Source organism: Legionella spiritensis (assembly GCF_900186965.1).
Classification (GTDB): Bacteria; Pseudomonadota; Gammaproteobacteria; order Legionellales; family Legionellaceae; genus Legionella_C; species Legionella_C spiritensis.
Map to the genome: position 1 here is coordinate 3,004,821 of NZ_LT906457.1, position 18,822 is coordinate 3,023,642.

Below are 18,822 nucleotides of genomic sequence, written 5' to 3' on the forward strand. Positions count from 1 at the left end.
GGAAAAGACAAGTAATTAATTGACCTGGCAGGAATTATCTCGCAACAAAACAATGAGAACAGGCGTACATCACCATGATCACGGATCCGTCCTCTTTACAGAATCTTCGACCCAATCCTGCCCAGGAATTCAAACTGGCCAAGCCGGCTATCGATCTCTATGTGGGACAGGTTCTTAAAACCGTGGTCGTTACCGCCCTGACGGAAAATCAGGTCACCATAAACATTAACGGCCAGAATATTAATGCCAAAACCTCACACCATTTTTCGCCCGGTGAATTAATGAAAGTGCAAGTCATGAAAATCGGAGATGAAACCATCCTCAAGGTTATTCCTGACAGCAAACCCGGTCAAAGCCTGATACAAACCGCGCTGGCACAAAATTTACCGTACCAGGTACCCCCGGGCCGTTTACTGGCCATATTAAATACCCTCACCGGCCACACCAGTCTACCGTCGGATCTTAAACAGCAAATTTCACAATTATTGGCAAATATCTCCTCATTGACGCAATTACCCCGGGATATGGCCAAAGCCGTCAGTCAAAGCGGGTTATTTTTGGAAGCCGCCTTACTGAATGCCCGCAACAATACGACCGATACGAATCTGCGGCGAGATATGAAAGCACAGTATCTGATTTTGCTTAAAACCCTTGCCGCATATGGGATTGAACCCACCGGCCGATCACTTGCCCATGCCACGTATCCTTTACTGGCCCATGAGTCCCTGCCCTTAAAAGGCGCTGTTCCGCAACCGCAGCCGCGAACAGACCAACAATCAATCGCCAATCTGCCTGTCGAAAAGCTGTTGTCGGCATTGAGCGAACAGGCTGCCCATGTCCTGGCCCGCATAAAAACCTTTCAAATTGCTCATGCCATGCAATCGGATCCACCTTACAGTTTGATGCTTGATTTGCCTGTCCAAACCGAATCCGGCCCCGAAGCCGTGTCCTTGATGATCAAGGAAGAACGACAGGAGGGTTTCATGCCGAAAAAATGGAGTATATCCTTTGCCTTGAATCTCTCCGAATTGGGAGATATACAAGGAGCGGTTTCAATCAACAACACGACTATTGATGTGCAAATTAACGCAGAAAAGCCGGACACGCTTGATCTTCTGGCTTCCAATGAGGCGCAATTTTCCGCATTAATTGAGCAATTGGGCTTGCAATTAGGCACCTGGGGATTACACCAGGGATTGAACGACAACAACATTGACGGACATCACCTGTCACTTCTGGATTTAAAAATATGAAAAAAGATAACCCGCAAGCCATTGCCCTGCATTATGACGGCAAATCCGCGCCCCGGGTTACAGCCAAAGGCGAGGGAGCCGTAGCGGAACAAATCATTAAAGCAGCCAGAGAGCATGGCATCCCGCTGGAAAAAGACCCGGAACTCACCGCATTGCTTGCCCAGGTTAAATTAAGTGATGAAATACCCCCTTCCCTTTACGTCGCAGTCGCACAACTACTCGCATTTCTCTATTTTTTAAACAATAAAAAACCCGGGGATGATTAGAGGCTGTCGTCATGAGATTATTTGGCTATGAAAAAAACCGAAGGGCCATAAGCTCAACTGGCAATTTCTGTTCAAATAATCTACAATTTTAACCAGGCAAGTTCAATAGGGAACCCGTATGAAATGGATAGCATTAATACCCGTTATTTTTATGCTGAGCGCTTGTTGCTGCACCAGAAATACGGAAATCGTGGAATATCGCCAGGTCAATGTAGCGCCGCCTTATCAATCCATCACGATTCTGGATGAGGAACCCGTGGATGTCACCACAACCACCGTGGAGTATTATTAAGGCGTGTTTTTAAAGTTATCGCCGGGCTGCAAAAAAGTGTGTGATTTATCCTTTTTTGTAGTGTTTCCTGTAGCGGGATAACGCTCCCATAGGCACTCACCTGTTCTCATGAGACAATATTGGATCATGAAACCCGTAATACGGCCGCAGGCCTGCTTACGGGCTGCGGTTCTTTGGTAAAAACAGGAACCATGAGGATTTTCATGAATCAATTATCCGGTACAATGTTGCAAGTTACCGGCAGCGCGCTATCATAATGATCTTGTTCTTATTATCATTTTTTTTATGAATCATCGCATCGCTTCATTAATCTTTCTTGCCCTGACAAGCACCTGTCTCCACGCTTTACCGCCCGGCTTTGTCTATTTACAGGATGTGGCTCCGGAAATCATCGAGGACATACGCTATGCCGGTTCCGGTAATTTTATCGGCAAACCGGTTCCCGGCTATCAAAGCGGGCGTTGTATCCTGACCATTGCCGCAGCCAGGCATCTCGCCGACGTCCAGAAAGAGGCCATGAAAAAAGGCTACCGTGTGAAAGTTTATGATTGTTATCGGCCAACCCGGGCGGTGAACGCTTTTTATCAATGGAGTCAAAATCCGAACGACACGCGCATGAAACGATATTACTATCCCCGTGAGGAAAAAAAGACGCTTTTTGCCAAAGGATATATCGCTCGTCACTCAGGACATAGCCGCGGCAGCACCTTGGATTTGACCCTGGTCAAGCTATCACCTGAAAACAGCGTTTCTGATAAGACCAGAACAACCAGTATTCGATGTTTCGGTAAAACAACCAAATACATTGACGACGGCACCATCAACACCGGCACACGCTTTGACTGTCTTGATAAAAGTGCCCATGTGTTTTACCCGGATTTAAGCGAACAGCAACATAAAAACAGGTTGTTTTTGCGACGCTTGATGATTCAAAACGGTTTTACACCCTATAACAAGGAATGGTGGCATTTTACCCTGTCACAGGAACCATACCCGCACAGTTATTTTAATTTCCCGGTGCAGTAAGATTAATTTGACAGGCTGATTTGCGGGCTGGGTTGATTCAAGGAGTAAAAAATGATTCCGAACTGTTTAAAAGCCGTTGTTGTGCTGTCACTCCTGCTCATTACCCGGCAAGCGCTTGCAGGTCAATCCATTAACGTTTATCTCATTGCCGAGCAACCCGCAATTTATCAAACTATCGCTGATTTCAACCGGTTTTTAAAAAACGAAGGACTGTTGGATAACTATCAAATAACCCCTTTTCTTAAATCCCGTCCCATCCACGTGACCCTTTATTTAACAGAGTATAGGGATGACAAGCTCGCAAGAATTATTCGACAGGTAGAGATTCTTTCACGACGGTGGTCACCGATAGACATCACCGCCACTGAATTTTTTGTCACCGCAGGCAATTATGTGATGCTGGACATCACGCTCCCCAAACAACCTGACGGCTCAAACAACAAGCTGCGGCAGCTCAGCGATGACAGCGTTTTTCGTCTTCACCCTTTGCGGGATTTTAACGCCCGCATACCGGATTGGGCACAAGCGATCCCCGCCAAACGCGAGGCTTTTGAACGGTATGGCAGTCCCAATGTGTTTTTTGAATTCGCCCCCCATATCAGCATCATGGCGAAAACGTTTCAGGACACCGCTACCGCCGAAGCTTTCCAGAAAAAAACGGATGCTCTGATTAACAAATACCGGCATGCAAGTCCGCATCAACCGGTAACGTTTACCGCCGCAGCTATTGGAGTGGGTTATACGGATGATTTTGGCCAGGTTACCCGGGAAATTGCCCGGTTTCGTTTATCAAAATCACCATAGCAATGGTTCAGTCTCCGCGGGAAGATTTCTGTTGTCGTTTGCTTTCCACGGCAAGCTGGTTCATTTTATTGATAATAGAGTCTTCCAGATCGATAGACATCTCTTTTTTCCAAAGCTGCTCCAGTTCATATTTTGTAGGCTGGGCGCCATCAAAAAATTCATAAAAATTAGATAAATACCGTACAGAGTGGTGATCGATTAGTGCTGCCAAATAAACTTCAGTAGCATCCTTGAATTGATGTAATTTCTCAGCGGGAGAAAATTCGGATTGAACAATCCGGCTCAACTCCTTAAGATAAGTATTGCGGTTTTTAAAATGAAGCCGGTGAAAAAAGTGGCTGCAAAAACGACTTTTTCGAGTGGATAACTGCTCGATGTGTTCCCTCAAACCGGAAACAAGCTGATTAATTTGCTCCTTGGCCACGCCCTTGTTTGCTGCCTGATTAAGTGCGTCGGGTGACAAGGCTGGCTCGTCGGTAAGCGGCGGTGTTTTGTCATCATGAAGCACTTGATATTCCGAAACCGAAGCGTCTTTTTTGATGCGCACCGACTTGTCCCTCCCCCCATCCAGCTCTGAACGTAACTCGGAATTTTCTTGCTGCTTCGCCGCCAGTTCGTTTTGCAAAAAACGAACCGCCTTCTTAAGTTCCGAAATCCTTCCTTTCTTTTTCTGGATATTTTCCTGCAAACTCAATATCTCATCATTTCTGAGCACCAGTTCCTGACGCAGCGCCTCCAATAATTTCCCTTCAATCCCAAGCTGCTGTTTTAACGTTTCCTGCTCACTGCGCACCTGTTTAAGCGCCGCTTCAAGCAGGGCTGTTTTCTCAAGCAATTGCTTTATCGACTTGTCTGCGTGTTGAACAGTCTTGGCTCGGGGCATACATTAAAAAATACAGTGGCTTATGAAAAAAATTATAGCATAGCGCTCAAAAACAACCCTTTTCTTGCTTTAAGCCCGGGTTTGCATGACATCGAAAACAAGGCAACTATTGTTGCGCAACAAATAATAATGTCTTGTAGCCCGTCATGAAGGCGAAGCCGTAATGCGGGAAAACGTTCATAAGTGGCACATCAAACCCGCAATACGGCCGCAGGCCTCCTTACGGGCTACTTTTTTTTCGCAAAAAATGGTGCGAAGAAAATTTTTGTTCACAAAACCTAGCTAGAAGCCTCTCTGATGGTCCAGACTCGTTGTTCGGAAGCCCGGGAGTTAAACACATCTGTCCAGAGAATAAGAGGCCTTCCCAGAGTATTTGGTATTGTTTTGGAGGCCACGGCAACAGCGAAAGGATGCTTTTTCCGAACATTGGATAATGCCTGCATCACCTTATTGAAATCAACCTGATGATCTCTGAGAATCAGTTCATTGTTGCGATATAAAACGGTCACCGACTGTCCTTTCAAGGCTTGTTTCACCAGGGTTTCCAGACGCCGCCATCTTGCATTCCGTCTGCGTTGTATTTCACTTTGGGTTGGATTTTGCTGATATTTAAGACGAGGATGCTTGCCTAACACTCTGACCCAGGAATTATTGGCTGGTTTCTGTTGTAAAAAATAACTGCATAAAGCGTCCACCAAATAACGGTAACGTCCTGAAACAGACAACTTGGTACCGGGCAAATTATTAATGTAGATGGCGAAAGCCAAGGTATGGGCATTGGCCGTATAAAGATAGCCGGACAAACTGACAACCCCCCTCATCGTACCTGTTTTTGCCCGAACCATATCTTTCTGGTTCGGCTTTTTAAACCGTCGTTGTAACGTCCCGTCACGCCCGGATATCGGCAAGGCGGCAATGTATTCATAGGAGAGGGGAAAACGCTCATATAAAAAGCGTAATAACCCGACGGTCTGGCTTGGTGTGAGCAAATCATAACGTGATAACCCGGAGCCATCGGTCATCACTGCGTTTTTCAACGGGATGCCGGTTTGCTGCTGGATGAATTTTTTTATAAGAATCTGCGCCTCGCTCCAATTAACCGGTGCGCCCTGTAATTTCGATGCCGCATGTAAAAAAAGACTGTCAGCATAAAGATTATCCGACGGTTTTAAGGTATCGGCCATCAATTGCGCAACAGGCTTGGATAAATCCGTTGCCAGCATCATGGAACCGGATGGCGTTTTGCCAAGCACCACCTCGCCTTCCAGAACAATACCCTGCCGGTTAAGCTGTTTTTGAATCAATCCCTGCGCATAGGCCAATGGATTACGAACGGCCATATTCTGCTGAATTGCCCATTGGTTCACACCCACGCAACCCCTTACCGTTAACTGGTTATCCTTGTCCATTGAAAAATCAACGCCGCATTTCGCAGCCGATGCCTTCGTTTTCACCTGATTGTTAATAGCAATTCCGCCGATATCTTTCGGTAATTCCACTATGGCAGGCGCACCGGGTTTATTGCCCGGATTTACGGTAACCGTCATCCGATTCGCATCGATAATCACCGGTGCCAGAGGAGCTCCGTAACTGTATGCCAAATCCTCCACCATCCAGCCCGGCGCGTACGGGTGTATATTGACATGGCTGCTGTCAATCACAACATTGCCGATGATCCGGTTAATATGCCAGGATTTCAGGGATGCGAGCAAGGACGCCAGACGAGCCCGGGTAAACGACGGATCGCCCGGCAATTTCAGGTATATTGTTCCCTTAAAAACACCATCCTTCAGACGGGATACCCCGGCACTCAGTTGATTTCGGAATCGGTAATCCGGCCCAAGCACCATCAACGCGGCCGCATCGGAAAAAAGTTTCATATTGCTGGCAGGAATAAAGGAACGATTCTGGTTGCGACGGTAAATCGTTGCGCCCGAGGTCAGATCAACCACTTCAACGCCAATATTAATTGCCGGATCCACCTGATTAATCAGTTTATCCGCCCCGCTTTGAAAACTGGCATGCAATGAGGCGGAAAACAACATGCTTACTATGAAACCTGACAATATCCTTTTCATCGATTTCGTTTCCTTTCAATAGGAGTCCCGACTATTTGAATTTAATGCGTCAGTGTTTCAAATATCCGGAGCGGGGATACAGTTCGTATGCTAATCATATCGTAAGCCCAGCCTCTCAAGAAGTCCCGCCAGGGTATCATTATCAAAAAATTTTACCTGCAGCCAGCCTCCGGCGCCGGATTCGTTAATAATTTGTACAGGAGCACCGATTTGTTCGGCTAACAGCGTTTGCAAACGTTCAATATCACGATCACGTCCGGGATTGCCAGGCATTGGCGATGGGGATTTAGATAACCGGATTTTCTCTTCCAGCTGGCGCACAGACCACTGTTCCGCTACAACCGAGTCGGCCAGGGCAATTTGTCGCCCCGGTGACAAACCAACCAGCATCCTGGCATGCCCCAGAGACAAATGGCCTGTTTTGATGAACGCCTGTACCTTTTCATCCAGGCTAAGCAGGCGTAAAATATTGGCAATATGGCTGCGTGATTTTCCTACCAGCGTTGCAATTTCTTCCTGCTGGAAATGAAACTCGTCACACAACCGCCGATATCCTCCGGCCTCCTCAATCAAATTTAACTCCTGGCGCTGGATATTTTCCACCAGCGTCAGGGCAGCCGCCTGTTCGTCCGTGTATTCGCCGACCAGACAGGGAATGTCTTGCAAACCAGCCAGCATTGCGGCTCGCCACCGCCGCTCGCCCGCAATGATTTCATAATGATTCAAAGCGATTTCCCGAACCACTATCGGTTCAATCAACCCCTGGCTGAGAATGGATTGAGCCAGTTCCTCCAGTGCCTTTTGATCAAAATGCAATCGTGGCTGATAACGCCCGGGCTGCAAGGCTTGCACGGAGAGCTGTTGGTATTGAGTGGGCATAAAATAGCCTGCGAGAAACGCGTCACCATGGGTTGTGCTATTGTTTCATAAACTGGCGCTAACCCGCAACGGTGCGAAACGGAATGGTTCGCCGGACGAAAGCCATCAGACGCAGGATGGTGTGTCCACCAGCGCGTCTTCAACAGCATTATCGGCGGTATCCGGGATTGACGCTGCAAAAAAACCAATCCTTGAACAACGGCCGGAAGTACAGGTTTTCATTTCACGTTCGACGATATCCTGTAATGACGGATTCTCCCGCAAGAGTTTATTTGCCTGGACTTTCATGAAGGAATCCCGGGAATGCAGAATCGTAGTGATGTAACCGGCGGCTTCTCTGATATTGCTGGCGGGTTGGGAGGCCAGTAAAATTTTGCTTAATTCCAGCATGGCATTGGTGATTCCCTGCATGGCAGCCGCCTTCATCCATTTGCGATAAGGGGCGGAATTTTCAGGGTAGGCTTGCGCCAGACGAAATTGCGCCATGGCATCACCCTGGACAGCTCGTTGCTTTAGCTGTTTCAACAAGGATAATTCCACTGTTCTGGCCTGATAATCAGCGGGGTTTTCCGTTACTTGCTGTCTTATGCGGGAAAAATCACTGAGTAGATTGGTACTGAATAAAGACATCGTTCACTCATCCTGGTTACTCTAAAATCAGGATATATGGTTAATATTAAATCAACCTTAAGCATGGATGCCTTTGCAAATTCTTTACGCTCTATCGTACCAGTACCACCCCAGATGAAACAACATGTGTGAAATTATTGCGGCAAGCAAGCCATACTGCCAAAACAGCCAGCCGAACATGACCGCTTGCCACCCGGTCAGCAACACCATGGAATACAGAAAAAAACGATTGTTTTTACAACCGGCCGCAATATAAGCCGGCAAATGACTCAGGCTGAGCAACAGGCTGCTGATAAGCATGGCGTTCCACACAACCAGATCACTGTTTCTGCCCAAAAGCAGAATACTGAAATAGACAAGAACATTCATCAACCCCCAACGGGCAATGACCTCTTCCACCACACCTCCATAGAGTACACAGCCATCCGGACGCAAGGCAGCCCGTATCCTGCGCATGATAGTCAAGGTATTCTGATCAAGGTATCGCGGCATCAACCCGTAGTAAAACAACAAAAAAATGACAAGGCCAGACAAGGTGACCAGAAAAACAGGCAACAGAAATGCCTGCACCATGGACAAGACCGGTTTTCCTGCCAGGATCCCCTCGAGAACCGGGGCATTCAAGCCGGTACGCAACGATAAAACCGCGCCGCCAACGCTCATCAAGATCACCATAAACAGGGTCTGAACCATGCCAAGACGGCTGATTCTCCGTTTTAACTGATCACTGTTTCGTGCAAGCAATAAGTGAATTAATCTCGGAACAGCAATTAAAATACCCGGCAAGGACAAACCGATGAGCACCATAATCAGCGGCCAATTGATCAACACGTGTTACTCCATTTTATCTAATACACTATAGAAAAACCCGTCACAATCCTCCTCCCCGGGCAATATCTGCCATCCATGACCGGTGTATTGCCCCCAGGGTTTTTCTTCCGAAACAGGCTTGCAATCGGCCTGATCGGCAACAAATCCGGCTATCTGCGACTCGTTTTCCTCCCTTATCACGGAGCAGGTTGCGTATACCAGCCTGCCGCCGGCCTTGAGTAAGGGCCACAATTGGGCTAACAGATTTTTTTGCAGCGCACATACCTTGCTGATATCGTCGTTTGTGCGTAATAATTTAATATCAGGATGGCGTCTGATAACACCCGTTGCCGAACAGGGGGCATCAAGAAGAATACGATCAAAAAGTTGTCCATCCCACCACGAGGCGGGATTCAGCGCGTCGCCTTGTTTTAGCGTTGCCTGTAAACCAAGCCGCGCCAGATTATCCCGCACCCGTAACAGTCGGCTCTCATCAATATCCAGCGCAACGCACTCCTGTAATTGTGTTTCGCTCTCCAGAATATGGCCGGTTTTTCCGCCCGGAGCACAGCAGGCGTCAAGTACTCGTAATCCAGGCCGTAACGCCAGCAGGGAGACTGCGAGCTGGGCGGCTTCATCCTGCACGGATACATCACCCTGTTGAAAACCTGGCAACTCCATCACATCGCAGGCAACAGCCAGTTTGACACCGTCCGGGGAATAGCGGTTCGCAGTAGCGGCAATACCCAGGTGCCGCAAACGGGCAAGATAATCATCACGGCTCAGATGCAATGAATTGACACGTAAATTCATGGGAGGATGCTTATCGTTAGCAGCCAGAATATCGTCCAGGAAGTCAGGCCAGTCCTTTTGCAGACGAGACACAAACCATTGCGGGTGGCTCATCTTGCCGTCCTGTTCCTGCAGATTATTCAGCAACGCGTTTTTCTCACGGCAGCAGGTCCTCAAAACCGCGTTGACCAGTCCCTTTGCCCATGATTTTTTGATAGCATCCAGCAGTGCCACGGTTTCCTGTACCGTTGCATAGTCCGGTTTCTTAAGGTAAAGCAATTGATAGAGCCCCATCAGAATGACTATCCACACATCCTCGGATTTCGGGCGTTTGGTCATCAGTTTATCCGCAACCCATTGTAAACGAAAATAATGGCGGCATACTCCAAAACAGATTTCCCGTACCAAAGGCGAGATATCCTTCGTTGCGGAGAAGGAATGGGAAAGGGAGACCTTGTCTCCAGTCAGTTTGACCAACACGCGCAACGCTTGCAAACGCTCATTTTTTTTCATCGCAAAACCATACCGACAAGCTGTTGCGCCCGACCGGCATTCAACCATTGAGCCACCGTCATGGCTTTCCCGCCCGGGAATTGCAACATCCGGATCCGCAAGCGGCCCGTTCCGGTCGCCACCAGCATGCCTTCCTTATCAATGGCTAAAATGGTTCCGGGTTCAGCCATACTATCACCGGCATCCGTCTCGGACTGATAAACACGCAACGGCTCCTCATCAAGGAACGTATGCGCCACCGGCCAGGGATTAAAGGCACGAACCTGCCTCTCGATGACTTGAGCCGGCTGCCGCCAGTCAATCCGGGCGTCCGTTTTGCTGATTTTACCAGCGTACGTAGCGCGGCTGTTATCCTGAGGATGGCGCTTGAGCGTGCCTTGCGCCAAAGAGTCCAGAGCGGTCATTAAAGCCTCCGGAGCAAGAGCTGCCAGTTTATCGTGCAACATCCCTGCCGTATCTTGCGCGTCAATGCGGCAGGAACGCTCGATTAGACAATCACCCGTATCCAGACCGGCGTCCATTTGCATAATGGTTACTCCCGATTGCTCATCTCCATGCAAGATGGCCTGCTGAATGGGCGAGGCGCCTCGCCAGCGCGGCAGCAGGGAGGCGTGTACGTTAATACAGCCGAGAGAAGGGGCGGCCAGTACACTGGCCGGCAATATCAGACCGTAGGCAATGACAACCAGGACATCCGGCTTCAGGGCCGCAAGCTCCTCAACAGCCGCTGGATTTTTAAAATTAACCGGCTGATAAACAGGAATGTTATGCTCAATCGCCCAACTTTTCACAGCCGACGGCTGCAGCTTGCGCCCCCGCCCGGCAGGGCGATCCGGTTGCGTATACACGGCAAGCAGCTGATGCCGTGAATTGTGAATATCATTCAGACACGGAATGCCGAACTCCGGCGTTCCCGCGAACACTATTTTTAATCGAGTCATGATTTGCGTGCAAGCATACGTTTGTATTTTTCCAGTTTGCGTCTGGCCATGGACCGTTTCAACGGTGAAAGCAGATCGATGTATAATTTGCCATGTAAATGGTCAATCTCATGCTGAAAACATTCTCCCAGCAAACCGTCGGCGGTCATCTCAAACGCCTGTCCGTGACGATCCTGGGCACGAACCGTCACTTTCTCGGCACGAACCACGGTATCGTAGACACCGGGAACCGATAAACAGCCTTCCTGATATTCTTTCTCGCCTTCCGCGGTAATAATTTCGGGATTTGCAATCACGATCTGCTGTGTTTTATCTCCAATCACATCAATCACGGATAAACGCAAACTGACCCCGATTTGGGGTGCGGCAAGCCCTACGCCATTGACGCTATACATCGTTTCAAACATATCATCAATCAACGTCTGTAACGAGTCATCAAAAGTTTCTACCGGTTTTGCGACTTGTCGCAATACAGCATCTGGTAAATAAACAATCTTGCGAATAGCCATAACACAAATCTGTTTTAATGAGTTGAATGCGTGGTATTATCCCTGATACCATGTGCTGCTGCAAGATGCCAACTATTGGACCAAGGACTGATCAATGCGATACATGCTGATAATTTTTTGTCTGATTTTCTCTATAGAAGCATTGGCATCGGAAAGACTACCAATCACTCTGCGCTCGGATTATCCCAAGCGATACGTCGTGCAGCCGGGGGATACCTTATGGTCTATAGCGAACAAATACCTGGATCGGCCCTGGGAATGGAAAGCATTGTGGCATGCCAATCCGAAAATAAGAAATCCCAACCGTTTGTATCCCGGTGCCGTATTGGAAATCCGCTTTTATCAAAGCAGGCCCTACATCAGGGTTTTATCCAACGGAACCATCAAATTATCACCTAATGTACGGCCGATGCCCGCAGAAGACGCCGTTCCGGCCATCCCGTTAAATGATATCAAACCGTTTCTCAATGCGTCCCTGGTCATGGATCATGACTATCTGATGAACTCGCCTTATGTGGTGGCTTACTCCGGTGAACGTCTTCGTGGAGGACAAGGGGATGAATTGTACGTCAAAGCGCTGCACCCCGATAAAACCATGCCGAGGGGAGCAACTATTTCCTACGCGATTTACCGGCCGGGGCCCCCGTATCTGGAGCCGATCAGCCACCGCATCCTCGGGTATCTGGCCACCCAGGTAGGGTACGGCAATCTGGTGAGTGGCGGCGAACCGGCCACTATCGTCCTCACCGAGATCACCCAGGGCGTCAAGCTGAAAGATCGTGTGATCCTCAATGATTTTCCCGAATTCGATCTCTATTTTGAACCCAAGGCACCCAATTTTCCCATTAACGGCTCCATTATTGATTTGCCGGGCGGTTACACCCAGGGTGCCGTCGGATTCGTAGCGGTCATTGACCGCGGGGATGACGCCGGCCTGGAAGAAGGCGATGTATTGGGGATATACTCGACGAAACGGCTTGTGCCAGATCCCCTCTGCCCGGAGAAACTCATTGAGCTGCCCCGCGAGCGGGTGGGGGAAGTGATGGTGTTTCGCACCTTCAGCCAAACCAGTTTTGCATTGGTTGTTCGCTCCATTCGAACCGTGCATTTGCAGGATAAAATCACGAATCCATGAATAACAAACCTTATTTTCTCGCACTAAATCGCATCAACGGCATCGGGCCGCGCCACGCCCTGAAATTAGTAAGGCACTGGCCTTGTCTTGGTGAGGTATTTGCCCGCTCCGTGGATGAGTTAACGGGTATAGGGCTTCCCTCAAAAATGGCGGAAGCCATTTGCCGTTTTGACATGGCCGCGATTGAAGCGGATCTGGCCTGGGAAAAAACCGATCATCACCATCTTCTGACCTGGGAAGACCCCCGTTATCCGGCATTGCTTCGTGAAATACACGATCCGCCCATAGCGCTTTACGCGATGGGCGATTTAAACGCCTTTCAGCAACCTTGCCTGGCCATGGTCGGATCTCGTAAGCCATCCATAACAGGCGAGGAAACGGCCAGACGTTTTGCGTTTGAGCTGGCAAAGCATCAAATAACTATCGTCAGCGGCCTGGCTTTGGGAATCGACGCGCAGGCACATACCGGCTGTCTGGCCGCCGGGGGAAAAACCATTGCTGTTATGGGTACGGGAGTGAACTGCGTTTATCCGAGACGTCACGAGGCGTTAGCCCGTCGCATCAGTGAACAAGGCTTGCTCATCAGCGAATTTCCATTGAATAGCTCACCAAACGCTGGACATTTTCCACGCAGAAATCGTATAATAAGTGGTTTATCGTTGTCCACCTTGATTGTTGAAGCGGCAATTAAAAGTGGTTCACTGATAACGGCCCGGTTAGCCTTGGAACAAAATCGCGATGTCATGGCCATACCAGGCTCCATTCACAATCCGCAAGCCAGGGGGTGTCATTTTTTGTTACAGCAAGGTGCGAAATTGATTACATCCACTGCAGACGTACTGGAAGAGTTTGGATTGTCCGGACAGTCCGAAAAAATGAATACCCCGCCATCGTCTCTTGCAACAAATAACGAAAACCTAGTAAAGTGCATTGGCTTTGAGATCACAACGGTGGATCAGATTGCAATCCGTTCCGGATTAAGCATTGAAGCGGTGGCCTGTGATTTGGCCGCACTGGAAGTTCAGGGTATTGTCAAAGCCGTACCTGGCGGCTATATGAGGTGTGCATAATGAAAGATAGCTTATTGGAGATGTTGATGAATTTTTTTGAAAAAAGTTTATCACAGCTTAAGGAAAACAAATCTCAGCAGAAAACCGAGCAGACACCGGTGGTGGAAGAAACGGAACTCACGGACAGCAGGAACCTGGAGGACAGTACTCTTGTCATTCGTTCGGCAAAACAGTATGCGACACGAGTTTTTACCTCCGATGAACAATTGAAGTTCACCAAGGCCAGCTATCAGTTTCTGATGCGAATAATGCTCTGGAAGGTTATTAACCCTGAAACACTGGAACAGATCATCAATCAATTGCTTTTCTCGGATTCCCGTTTCGTGACCCTGCAAGAAACAAAATGGACCATTCGCAACACTCTGGCGGAACATCTCGATCCCTCACAACTTGCTTTTCTTGATCTTGTGCTATACCAGAAAGAAGACGAATTACCGTTGCATTGATAATTTCAAAAAGTAAGGCCAACTCCCTATGAGCAAACATTTGGTTATCGTGGAATCACCCGCGAAAGCTAAAACTATCCAGAAATATCTCGGCAAGGACTACGATGTCCTCGCCTCTTACGGACACGTCCGGGATTTACCCGCACGCAAAGGCTCAGTCAATCCTGATCAGCATTTCAAGATGACCTACAGCCCTATTGAAAAAAATGCGCGCCACATCGAATCCATTGCCAAAGCCTTGAAAAAATCCGATTCGCTCTTGCTGGCAACCGACCCGGATCGCGAAGGGGAGGCCATTTCCTGGCACGTCTATGAATTAATGAAAGAACGAAACTTGCTCGACAATAAGGAAGTGCATCGTATCTTTTTTAACGAGATAACCAAATCCGCCATACGGGACGCCATTGACAACCCCCGTTCAATATCCATGGATCTGGTCAACGCGCAACAGGCGCGGCGCGCACTGGATTATCTGGTCGGCTTCAACCTGTCGCCGTTATTATGGAAAAAAATACGGCGTGGACTGTCTGCAGGACGGGTACAAAGCCCGGCCTTACGTTTGATTGTAGAACGAGAGGAAGAAATTGAACGGTTTGTCGCGCAAGAGTATTGGCGCATACTGGCTCAGTGCGAACACGAAAAAACAGCATTTGAAGCTCGCCTGACTCACTATCAACAAGAAAAACTGCAACAGTTCACCATCCATGAGGGCGATCATGCCAATCAGGTCAGAAAAAATCTGCTCGATCTGGCACAAGGCTCACTCCTGGTCGCCAACATCGAGAAAAAACAACGCAAACGCAAACCAGCCGCCCCTTTTATAACGTCCACATTGCAACAGGAGTCCGCGCGCAAATTAGGTTTTACGGCGCGAAAAACCATGATGGTCGCCCAACAGCTTTATGAGGGAATCGATATCGGTTCCGGCACGGTGGGTCTCATTAGTTACATGCGTACCGATTCGGTGAATCTGGCTTCCGAAGCCATTGAGGAAATAAGATCGTTTATTGTCCAGCGCTATGGCCAGGATAATTGCCCGTCAACGGCAAGACTATTTAAAACCAAGTCGAAAAACGCTCAGGAGGCTCATGAAGCGATCCGGCCAACCTCCATCAAACGTACCCCGGAAATGGTTCGGGAATCATTAACGGCCGACCAGTTCAAGCTCTACAGCCTGATTTGGAAACGAACCATAGCCTGCCAAATGGCGGAAGCCGTGCTGGACACCGTTGCAGTCGATCTGACCTGCGGTGAAGGTAATATTTTCAGAGCCAACGGCTCAACGGTAGTCTTTTCAGGATTTCTCGCCGTATACGAAGAAGGACGGGACGATTTAAGTGACGACGACCAAAATGCCATGTTGCTGCCTAATTTGAAAACCGGCGAAAAAATCAAACTGCAAGATATTCTGGCCAACCAGCATTTTACCGAGCCGCCTCCCCGTTATTCCGAGGCGACGTTGGTCAAGGCTCTGGAAGAGTACGACATAGGCCGCCCATCGACTTACGCGTCCATCATTCATACCTTGCAACAACGCGAATACGTCATTGTTGATAAAAAACGTTTTGTACCAACCGATGTTGGCCGTATCGTAAACCGCTTTCTGACCGGGTATTTTACCCGCTACGTCGATTATAAATTTACAGCTCAGCTGGAAGATACTCTGGATGCCGTATCCCGCGGGGAACGCGACTGGATTCCGGTGCTTGAAGAGTTCTGGCAACCGTTTATTCAGCAGGTTCATCAAACCGACGAACAGGTGCAACGTAAAGACGTGACAACCGAAACACTTGATGAAGCCTGTCCCAAATGCGGCAAGCCTTTAGCCATTCGCCTCGGCAAGCGCGGGCGCTTTATTGGTTGTACAGGCTATCCCGAATGCGATTACACACAGGATTTGAACAGTCCGGGGGGTGAAAAATCCGAGCCTGATGTGGTGGAGGGCCGAGCATGCCCGCAATGCAGCCACCCGCTGCATATCAAAACAGGACGTTACGGCCGATTTATCGGTTGCAGCAACTACCCCGACTGCCGATTCATAGAACCGCTTGAAAAACCCGCGGACACCGGAGTGGAATGCCCGCAATGTCACCAGGCAAAAATCCTGAAGCGAAAATCCCGTAAAGGCAAGATTTTCTACTCCTGCGGCAATTATCCCAAATGCAATTACGCCTTATGGAATGAACCTGTTGACAAACCTTGCCCGAAATGTGCCTGGCCATTACTGACGGTCAAGGAAACCAAACGCTCCGGCAAGCAAATTCTTTGTCCACGAGAGGGGTGCGATTATTCCGAAAGTGCGGATTAAGGATTAAGCGCCCTGCGGGATACAGGAATTTCATTGCCCTGAACAACAGATAACTCATCCTGGCTAATGCCTGCGATTGCAAACACCTTATCAAACAGCTGCTGGATCGCCGTTTTATGATTCGATTGAAACCAGCGGGGTAGATAATTACGCTGATGAGTGATTTGCTCCTTATGAAAATGGTAAAATGTAATGATTGCCTTCTTAAGCTCCGACTGGTTCGTGCACGATTCAACAGTTTCTTGCAACGCTTCCAGCAGCGTCCTGATATCCTGATTTTTCTCAGCCCATGGCCAATAATTAGCAGAAGAATCCACCCGCACTAGGAGATGCCATAAGGTTTTCAGGATTTTTTCTTCGTACGTAGCGGTAAATCGTTGCTCCGGACGCATTTTGTGGATCATTTTGTTAAAAATATCCCAAGCCATATCTTGCGAAATAGTGTACTGAGCCAGCAATTGACGTTTATGGTCATTGAGTTCAGGGAGATTTTTTTTAAAAACTTCCCGAGCTAAATATTCGTTCATCTCGTTGGGAGACAATAATTCATTAAAGAGGTTAAATAAAATATTAACATCGGATAATCGGGATAAATGCTCCGGGTTTTCGTGGTCATTATGTTGCAAGACTCCTTGTAATACCGTCTCAAACTGTTGGCATACCTCTTTCAGTTTTTTGTTCCTTGCGCACAAAATCTCTGTTTTTTTCACAGAAGTGCTATCTGCATTGAAAGGCAGGACTATATTCGTGAGACTATAGTTGATTACCAACGCTTTTAAAAACAGTCTTATGAAGATTTCCTTATCGCGGATATCACCTGAAATCTTGAGTTCGTGCGGTTTGTCACTACAAGCTATGGCATAATTCAATTGCTCGGAATTTCCTGAGTAAGCGGCAAAATCGATAAAACTGAGATTACTGCCGCTTATTTTCGCGAGTAATTCATCATAGTGATTCTTCACCCAACATAAGACCGCAGGACTGCCGGACAAGGCAGCATAATGAGCAATAGTGTAAGCATACCGGTCTTTTCGAATAAGCAATTCAGGATAATGCTTTAATACCCAACCCAAGGCCTCGGGGTTTCCTGACCAGGCAGCATAATGAGCTATCGTTCGGCCATATTTGTCTTTTTTGGTCAACAACTCCGGGTGATGATGCTTGACCCAGGACAAAGCATCCGGGTTTCCTGACCAGGCACTATAATGAGAGGGGTTTAAACCCTGGTTATCACAGGATCTCGCGATGTCCAGGCCTGATATTTTGGCAACATTACCCTTCAGGCATTGTAATTGCCAGTCTTGCGTTATATCAAGGGGCACACCCCAGTATTCCTGGCTGAGTCTTAATTTATAGTCATACACCCTTTGATAGTCAGCTTCCTCAAGATTTTTTTTAATTAACCCGGAATCAATGCCCAAAGCCGTTAATTTTTGCAAATAATCCGATGATGATACGATTGAGAAGTCTTGCGCCATTGTTTTACTATCCCGATAAGCTAAATAATAACGGACATAGTACAGTATTTATATTAATCCAGTATTAATATAAATAAACACTTTGCCCGTTTATTCATCGGCAATAATAAGCATCATAGGGGCACAAGTATTACTGAAATCAGGAACATCGTTTCTTGTCACCTGCTATGAAGGCGAAGCCGTAATGCGGGATAATTTACCTGTCCTGTGGAGTACGTTATTGGGAAATGAAACCCGCAATACGACCGCAGGCCTCCTTAACGAGCTACAGGATTTTTTTAAAAAATGGTGCAAAAATAATTTTGTTCGCAGAGCCGATGAGTTATTGCTAAAAATTGCTCCGATTAGCACTAATGGACTTAACGCGGCCATTTTCAAACAACACCTCATAAAGGAATTCATTGGATGAACGTTGATAGGTCCAGACTTCATACACATTGCCAATGTCCGTATAAGGAACGTCGTACTCGCTGAAAAGTATCTCGGGATTTTCATACATGTCTTTGGCCAGCGGCTCACCGCATTTCTTAAGCACAATGTATTTGCTATCCCCTTCATATACCAGGTTTTGTTGGCACCGCATGGCGTAGCCGGATGAAAAGCCTCCAAACATCAGAACGATACCTGCAAGAACAAGGGCTTGCTTCATGTCTTTTCCTTCCATCCTCAATTTGCAGCCGATAAATCTCATGACAACACGACCTAATGT

General features: G+C 47.9%; 19 protein-coding genes. 9 read left to right on the plus strand and 10 right to left on the minus strand.

The annotated features are described in order from the left end of the window. Positions 1–74 precede the first annotated feature (74 nt). The 5 genes from fliK to CKW05_RS13735 all read left to right on the plus strand — a co-directional run bounded on the left by fliK (position 75) and on the right by CKW05_RS13735 (position 3,641). Positions 75–1,253 carry a flagellar hook-length control protein FliK gene (gene fliK, locus CKW05_RS13720; protein ID WP_058482606.1) on the plus strand — a complete coding sequence of 393 codons (1,179 nt, stop codon included), beginning with the start codon at positions 75–77 and terminating at the stop codon, positions 1,251–1,253. Next, a complete protein-coding gene (locus CKW05_RS13725) occupies positions 1,250–1,519 on the plus strand; it encodes an EscU/YscU/HrcU family type III secretion system export apparatus switch protein (protein ID WP_058482605.1) in 270 nt (89 codons plus the stop codon). The genes fliK and CKW05_RS13725 overlap by 4 nt, the downstream gene beginning before the upstream one ends. A gap of 118 nt (positions 1,520–1,637) precedes the next feature. Continuing rightward, complete coding sequence (locus tag CKW05_RS15460) at positions 1,638–1,811, plus strand: hypothetical protein (protein WP_165481195.1); 174 nt, start codon at positions 1,638–1,640, stop codon at positions 1,809–1,811. A 285-nt stretch (positions 1,812–2,096) separates the two neighbouring features. After that, the gene (locus CKW05_RS13730) at positions 2,097–2,837 is read left to right on the plus strand and encodes a M15 family metallopeptidase (protein ID WP_058482604.1); all 741 of its coding nucleotides are present in this window, start codon (positions 2,097–2,099) and stop codon (positions 2,835–2,837) included. Positions 2,838–2,888: 51 nt separating this feature from the next. After that, a complete protein-coding gene (locus tag CKW05_RS13735) occupies positions 2,889–3,641 on the plus strand; it encodes a 2'-5' RNA ligase family protein (RefSeq protein ID WP_058482603.1) in 753 nt (250 codons plus the stop codon). Between the two features lie 7 nt (positions 3,642–3,648). On the opposite strand, the gene CKW05_RS13740 is transcribed toward CKW05_RS13735, so the two are convergent. The 8 genes from CKW05_RS13740 to def form a co-directional block, all read right to left on the minus strand. Further along, the gene (locus tag CKW05_RS13740) at positions 3,649–4,524 is read right to left on the minus strand and encodes a hypothetical protein (RefSeq protein WP_058482602.1); all 876 of its coding nucleotides are present in this window, start codon (positions 4,522–4,524) and stop codon (positions 3,649–3,651) included. A gap of 278 nt (positions 4,525–4,802) precedes the next feature. Continuing rightward, positions 4,803–6,602 (minus strand): D-alanyl-D-alanine carboxypeptidase/D-alanyl-D-alanine endopeptidase, encoded by a 1,800-nt coding sequence (gene dacB / locus CKW05_RS13745; RefSeq protein ID WP_058482734.1) that lies wholly within the window; start codon positions 6,600–6,602, stop codon positions 4,803–4,805. A gap of 90 nt (positions 6,603–6,692) precedes the next feature. Beyond that, positions 6,693–7,481 (minus strand): ParB/RepB/Spo0J family partition protein, encoded by a 789-nt coding sequence (locus tag CKW05_RS13750; RefSeq protein WP_095140665.1) that lies wholly within the window; start codon positions 7,479–7,481, stop codon positions 6,693–6,695. A gap of 105 nt (positions 7,482–7,586) precedes the next feature. Then, a complete protein-coding gene (locus tag CKW05_RS13755; protein ID WP_058482735.1) occupies positions 7,587–8,111 on the minus strand; it encodes an SEL1-like repeat protein in 525 nt (174 codons plus the stop codon). Positions 8,112–8,195: 84 nt separating this feature from the next. After that, entirely contained in the window at positions 8,196–8,942 is a 747-nt protein-coding gene (locus tag CKW05_RS13760; protein ID WP_058482736.1) for a CPBP family glutamic-type intramembrane protease, read from the minus strand. 3 nt (positions 8,943–8,945) lie between these two features. Then, the gene (gene rsmB, locus CKW05_RS13765) at positions 8,946–10,226 is read right to left on the minus strand and encodes a 16S rRNA (cytosine(967)-C(5))-methyltransferase RsmB (protein ID WP_058482737.1); all 1,281 of its coding nucleotides are present in this window, start codon (positions 10,224–10,226) and stop codon (positions 8,946–8,948) included. After that, complete coding sequence (gene fmt, locus CKW05_RS13770) at positions 10,223–11,167, minus strand: methionyl-tRNA formyltransferase (RefSeq protein ID WP_058482738.1); 945 nt, start codon at positions 11,165–11,167, stop codon at positions 10,223–10,225. The genes rsmB and fmt overlap by 4 nt, the downstream gene beginning before the upstream one ends. Then, positions 11,164–11,676, minus strand: coding sequence for a peptide deformylase (gene def, locus CKW05_RS13775; RefSeq protein ID WP_058482739.1), 513 nt, complete (start codon positions 11,674–11,676; stop codon positions 11,164–11,166). The genes fmt and def overlap by 4 nt, the downstream gene beginning before the upstream one ends. A gap of 94 nt (positions 11,677–11,770) precedes the next feature. Here def and CKW05_RS13780 point away from each other — a divergent pair, with 94 nt between their 5' ends. From CKW05_RS13780 to topA, 4 genes are read left to right on the plus strand one after another with little or no spacing between them, the layout of a single operon-like run. Then, positions 11,771–12,811, plus strand: a complete 1,041-nt coding sequence (locus tag CKW05_RS13780; RefSeq protein ID WP_058482740.1) for a LysM peptidoglycan-binding domain-containing protein — start codon at positions 11,771–11,773, stop codon at positions 12,809–12,811. Next, positions 12,808–13,881, plus strand: coding sequence for a DNA-processing protein DprA (gene dprA, locus CKW05_RS13785; RefSeq protein WP_058482741.1), 1,074 nt, complete (start codon positions 12,808–12,810; stop codon positions 13,879–13,881). Before CKW05_RS13780 ends, dprA begins: the two co-directional genes overlap by 4 nt. Next, positions 13,881–14,327, plus strand: a complete 447-nt coding sequence (locus tag CKW05_RS13790) for a DUF494 family protein (RefSeq protein WP_058482742.1) — start codon at positions 13,881–13,883, stop codon at positions 14,325–14,327. Before dprA ends, CKW05_RS13790 begins: the two co-directional genes overlap by 1 nt. A gap of 28 nt (positions 14,328–14,355) precedes the next feature. After that, complete coding sequence (gene topA, locus CKW05_RS13795) at positions 14,356–16,635, plus strand: type I DNA topoisomerase (RefSeq protein WP_058482743.1); 2,280 nt, start codon at positions 14,356–14,358, stop codon at positions 16,633–16,635. Here topA and CKW05_RS13800 read toward each other — a convergent pair. After that, positions 16,632–18,113, minus strand: coding sequence for an ankyrin repeat domain-containing protein (locus CKW05_RS13800; protein ID WP_058482744.1), 1,482 nt, complete (start codon positions 18,111–18,113; stop codon positions 16,632–16,634). The two genes, topA and CKW05_RS13800, sit on opposite strands and share 4 nt — an antisense overlap. A 328-nt stretch (positions 18,114–18,441) precedes the next feature. Further along, the gene (locus CKW05_RS13805; protein ID WP_058482745.1) at positions 18,442–18,762 is read right to left on the minus strand and encodes a DUF2845 domain-containing protein; all 321 of its coding nucleotides are present in this window, start codon (positions 18,760–18,762) and stop codon (positions 18,442–18,444) included. Positions 18,763–18,822 lie beyond the last annotated feature (60 nt).

Bases quoted from the DNA above. Each gene is read 5' to 3' on its own strand.
- CKW05_RS13735 (WP_058482603.1), top strand. From the start codon at position 2,889: ATGATTCCGAACTGTTTAAAAGCCGTTGTTGTGCTGTCACTCCTGCTC.
- rsmB (WP_058482737.1), bottom strand. From the start codon at position 10,226: ATGAAAAAAAATGAGCGTTTGCAAGCGTTGCGCGTGTTGGTCAAACTG.
- dprA (WP_058482741.1), top strand. From the start codon at position 12,808: ATGAATAACAAACCTTATTTTCTCGCACTAAATCGCATCAACGGCATC.
- CKW05_RS13800 (WP_058482744.1), bottom strand. From the start codon at position 18,113: ATGGCGCAAGACTTCTCAATCGTATCATCATCGGATTATTTGCAAAAA.
- CKW05_RS15460 (WP_165481195.1), top strand. From the start codon at position 1,638: ATGAAATGGATAGCATTAATACCCGTTATTTTTATGCTGAGCGCTTGT.
- CKW05_RS13740 (WP_058482602.1), bottom strand. From the start codon at position 4,524: ATGCCCCGAGCCAAGACTGTTCAACACGCAGACAAGTCGATAAAGCAA.
- dacB (WP_058482734.1), bottom strand. From the start codon at position 6,602: ATGAAAAGGATATTGTCAGGTTTCATAGTAAGCATGTTGTTTTCCGCC.
- topA (WP_058482743.1), top strand. From the start codon at position 14,356: ATGAGCAAACATTTGGTTATCGTGGAATCACCCGCGAAAGCTAAAACT.
- CKW05_RS13725 (WP_058482605.1), top strand. From the start codon at position 1,250: ATGAAAAAAGATAACCCGCAAGCCATTGCCCTGCATTATGACGGCAAA.
- fmt (WP_058482738.1), bottom strand. From the start codon at position 11,167: ATGACTCGATTAAAAATAGTGTTCGCGGGAACGCCGGAGTTCGGCATT.
- def (WP_058482739.1), bottom strand. From the start codon at position 11,676: ATGGCTATTCGCAAGATTGTTTATTTACCAGATGCTGTATTGCGACAA.
- CKW05_RS13780 (WP_058482740.1), top strand. From the start codon at position 11,771: ATGCGATACATGCTGATAATTTTTTGTCTGATTTTCTCTATAGAAGCA.
- CKW05_RS13805 (WP_058482745.1), bottom strand. From the start codon at position 18,762: ATGAAGCAAGCCCTTGTTCTTGCAGGTATCGTTCTGATGTTTGGAGGC.
- CKW05_RS13790 (WP_058482742.1), top strand. From the start codon at position 13,881: ATGAAAGATAGCTTATTGGAGATGTTGATGAATTTTTTTGAAAAAAGT.
- CKW05_RS13755 (WP_058482735.1), bottom strand. From the start codon at position 8,111: ATGTCTTTATTCAGTACCAATCTACTCAGTGATTTTTCCCGCATAAGA.
- CKW05_RS13750 (WP_095140665.1), bottom strand. From the start codon at position 7,481: ATGCCCACTCAATACCAACAGCTCTCCGTGCAAGCCTTGCAGCCCGGG.
- fliK (WP_058482606.1), top strand. From the start codon at position 75: ATGATCACGGATCCGTCCTCTTTACAGAATCTTCGACCCAATCCTGCC.
- CKW05_RS13730 (WP_058482604.1), top strand. From the start codon at position 2,097: ATGAATCATCGCATCGCTTCATTAATCTTTCTTGCCCTGACAAGCACC.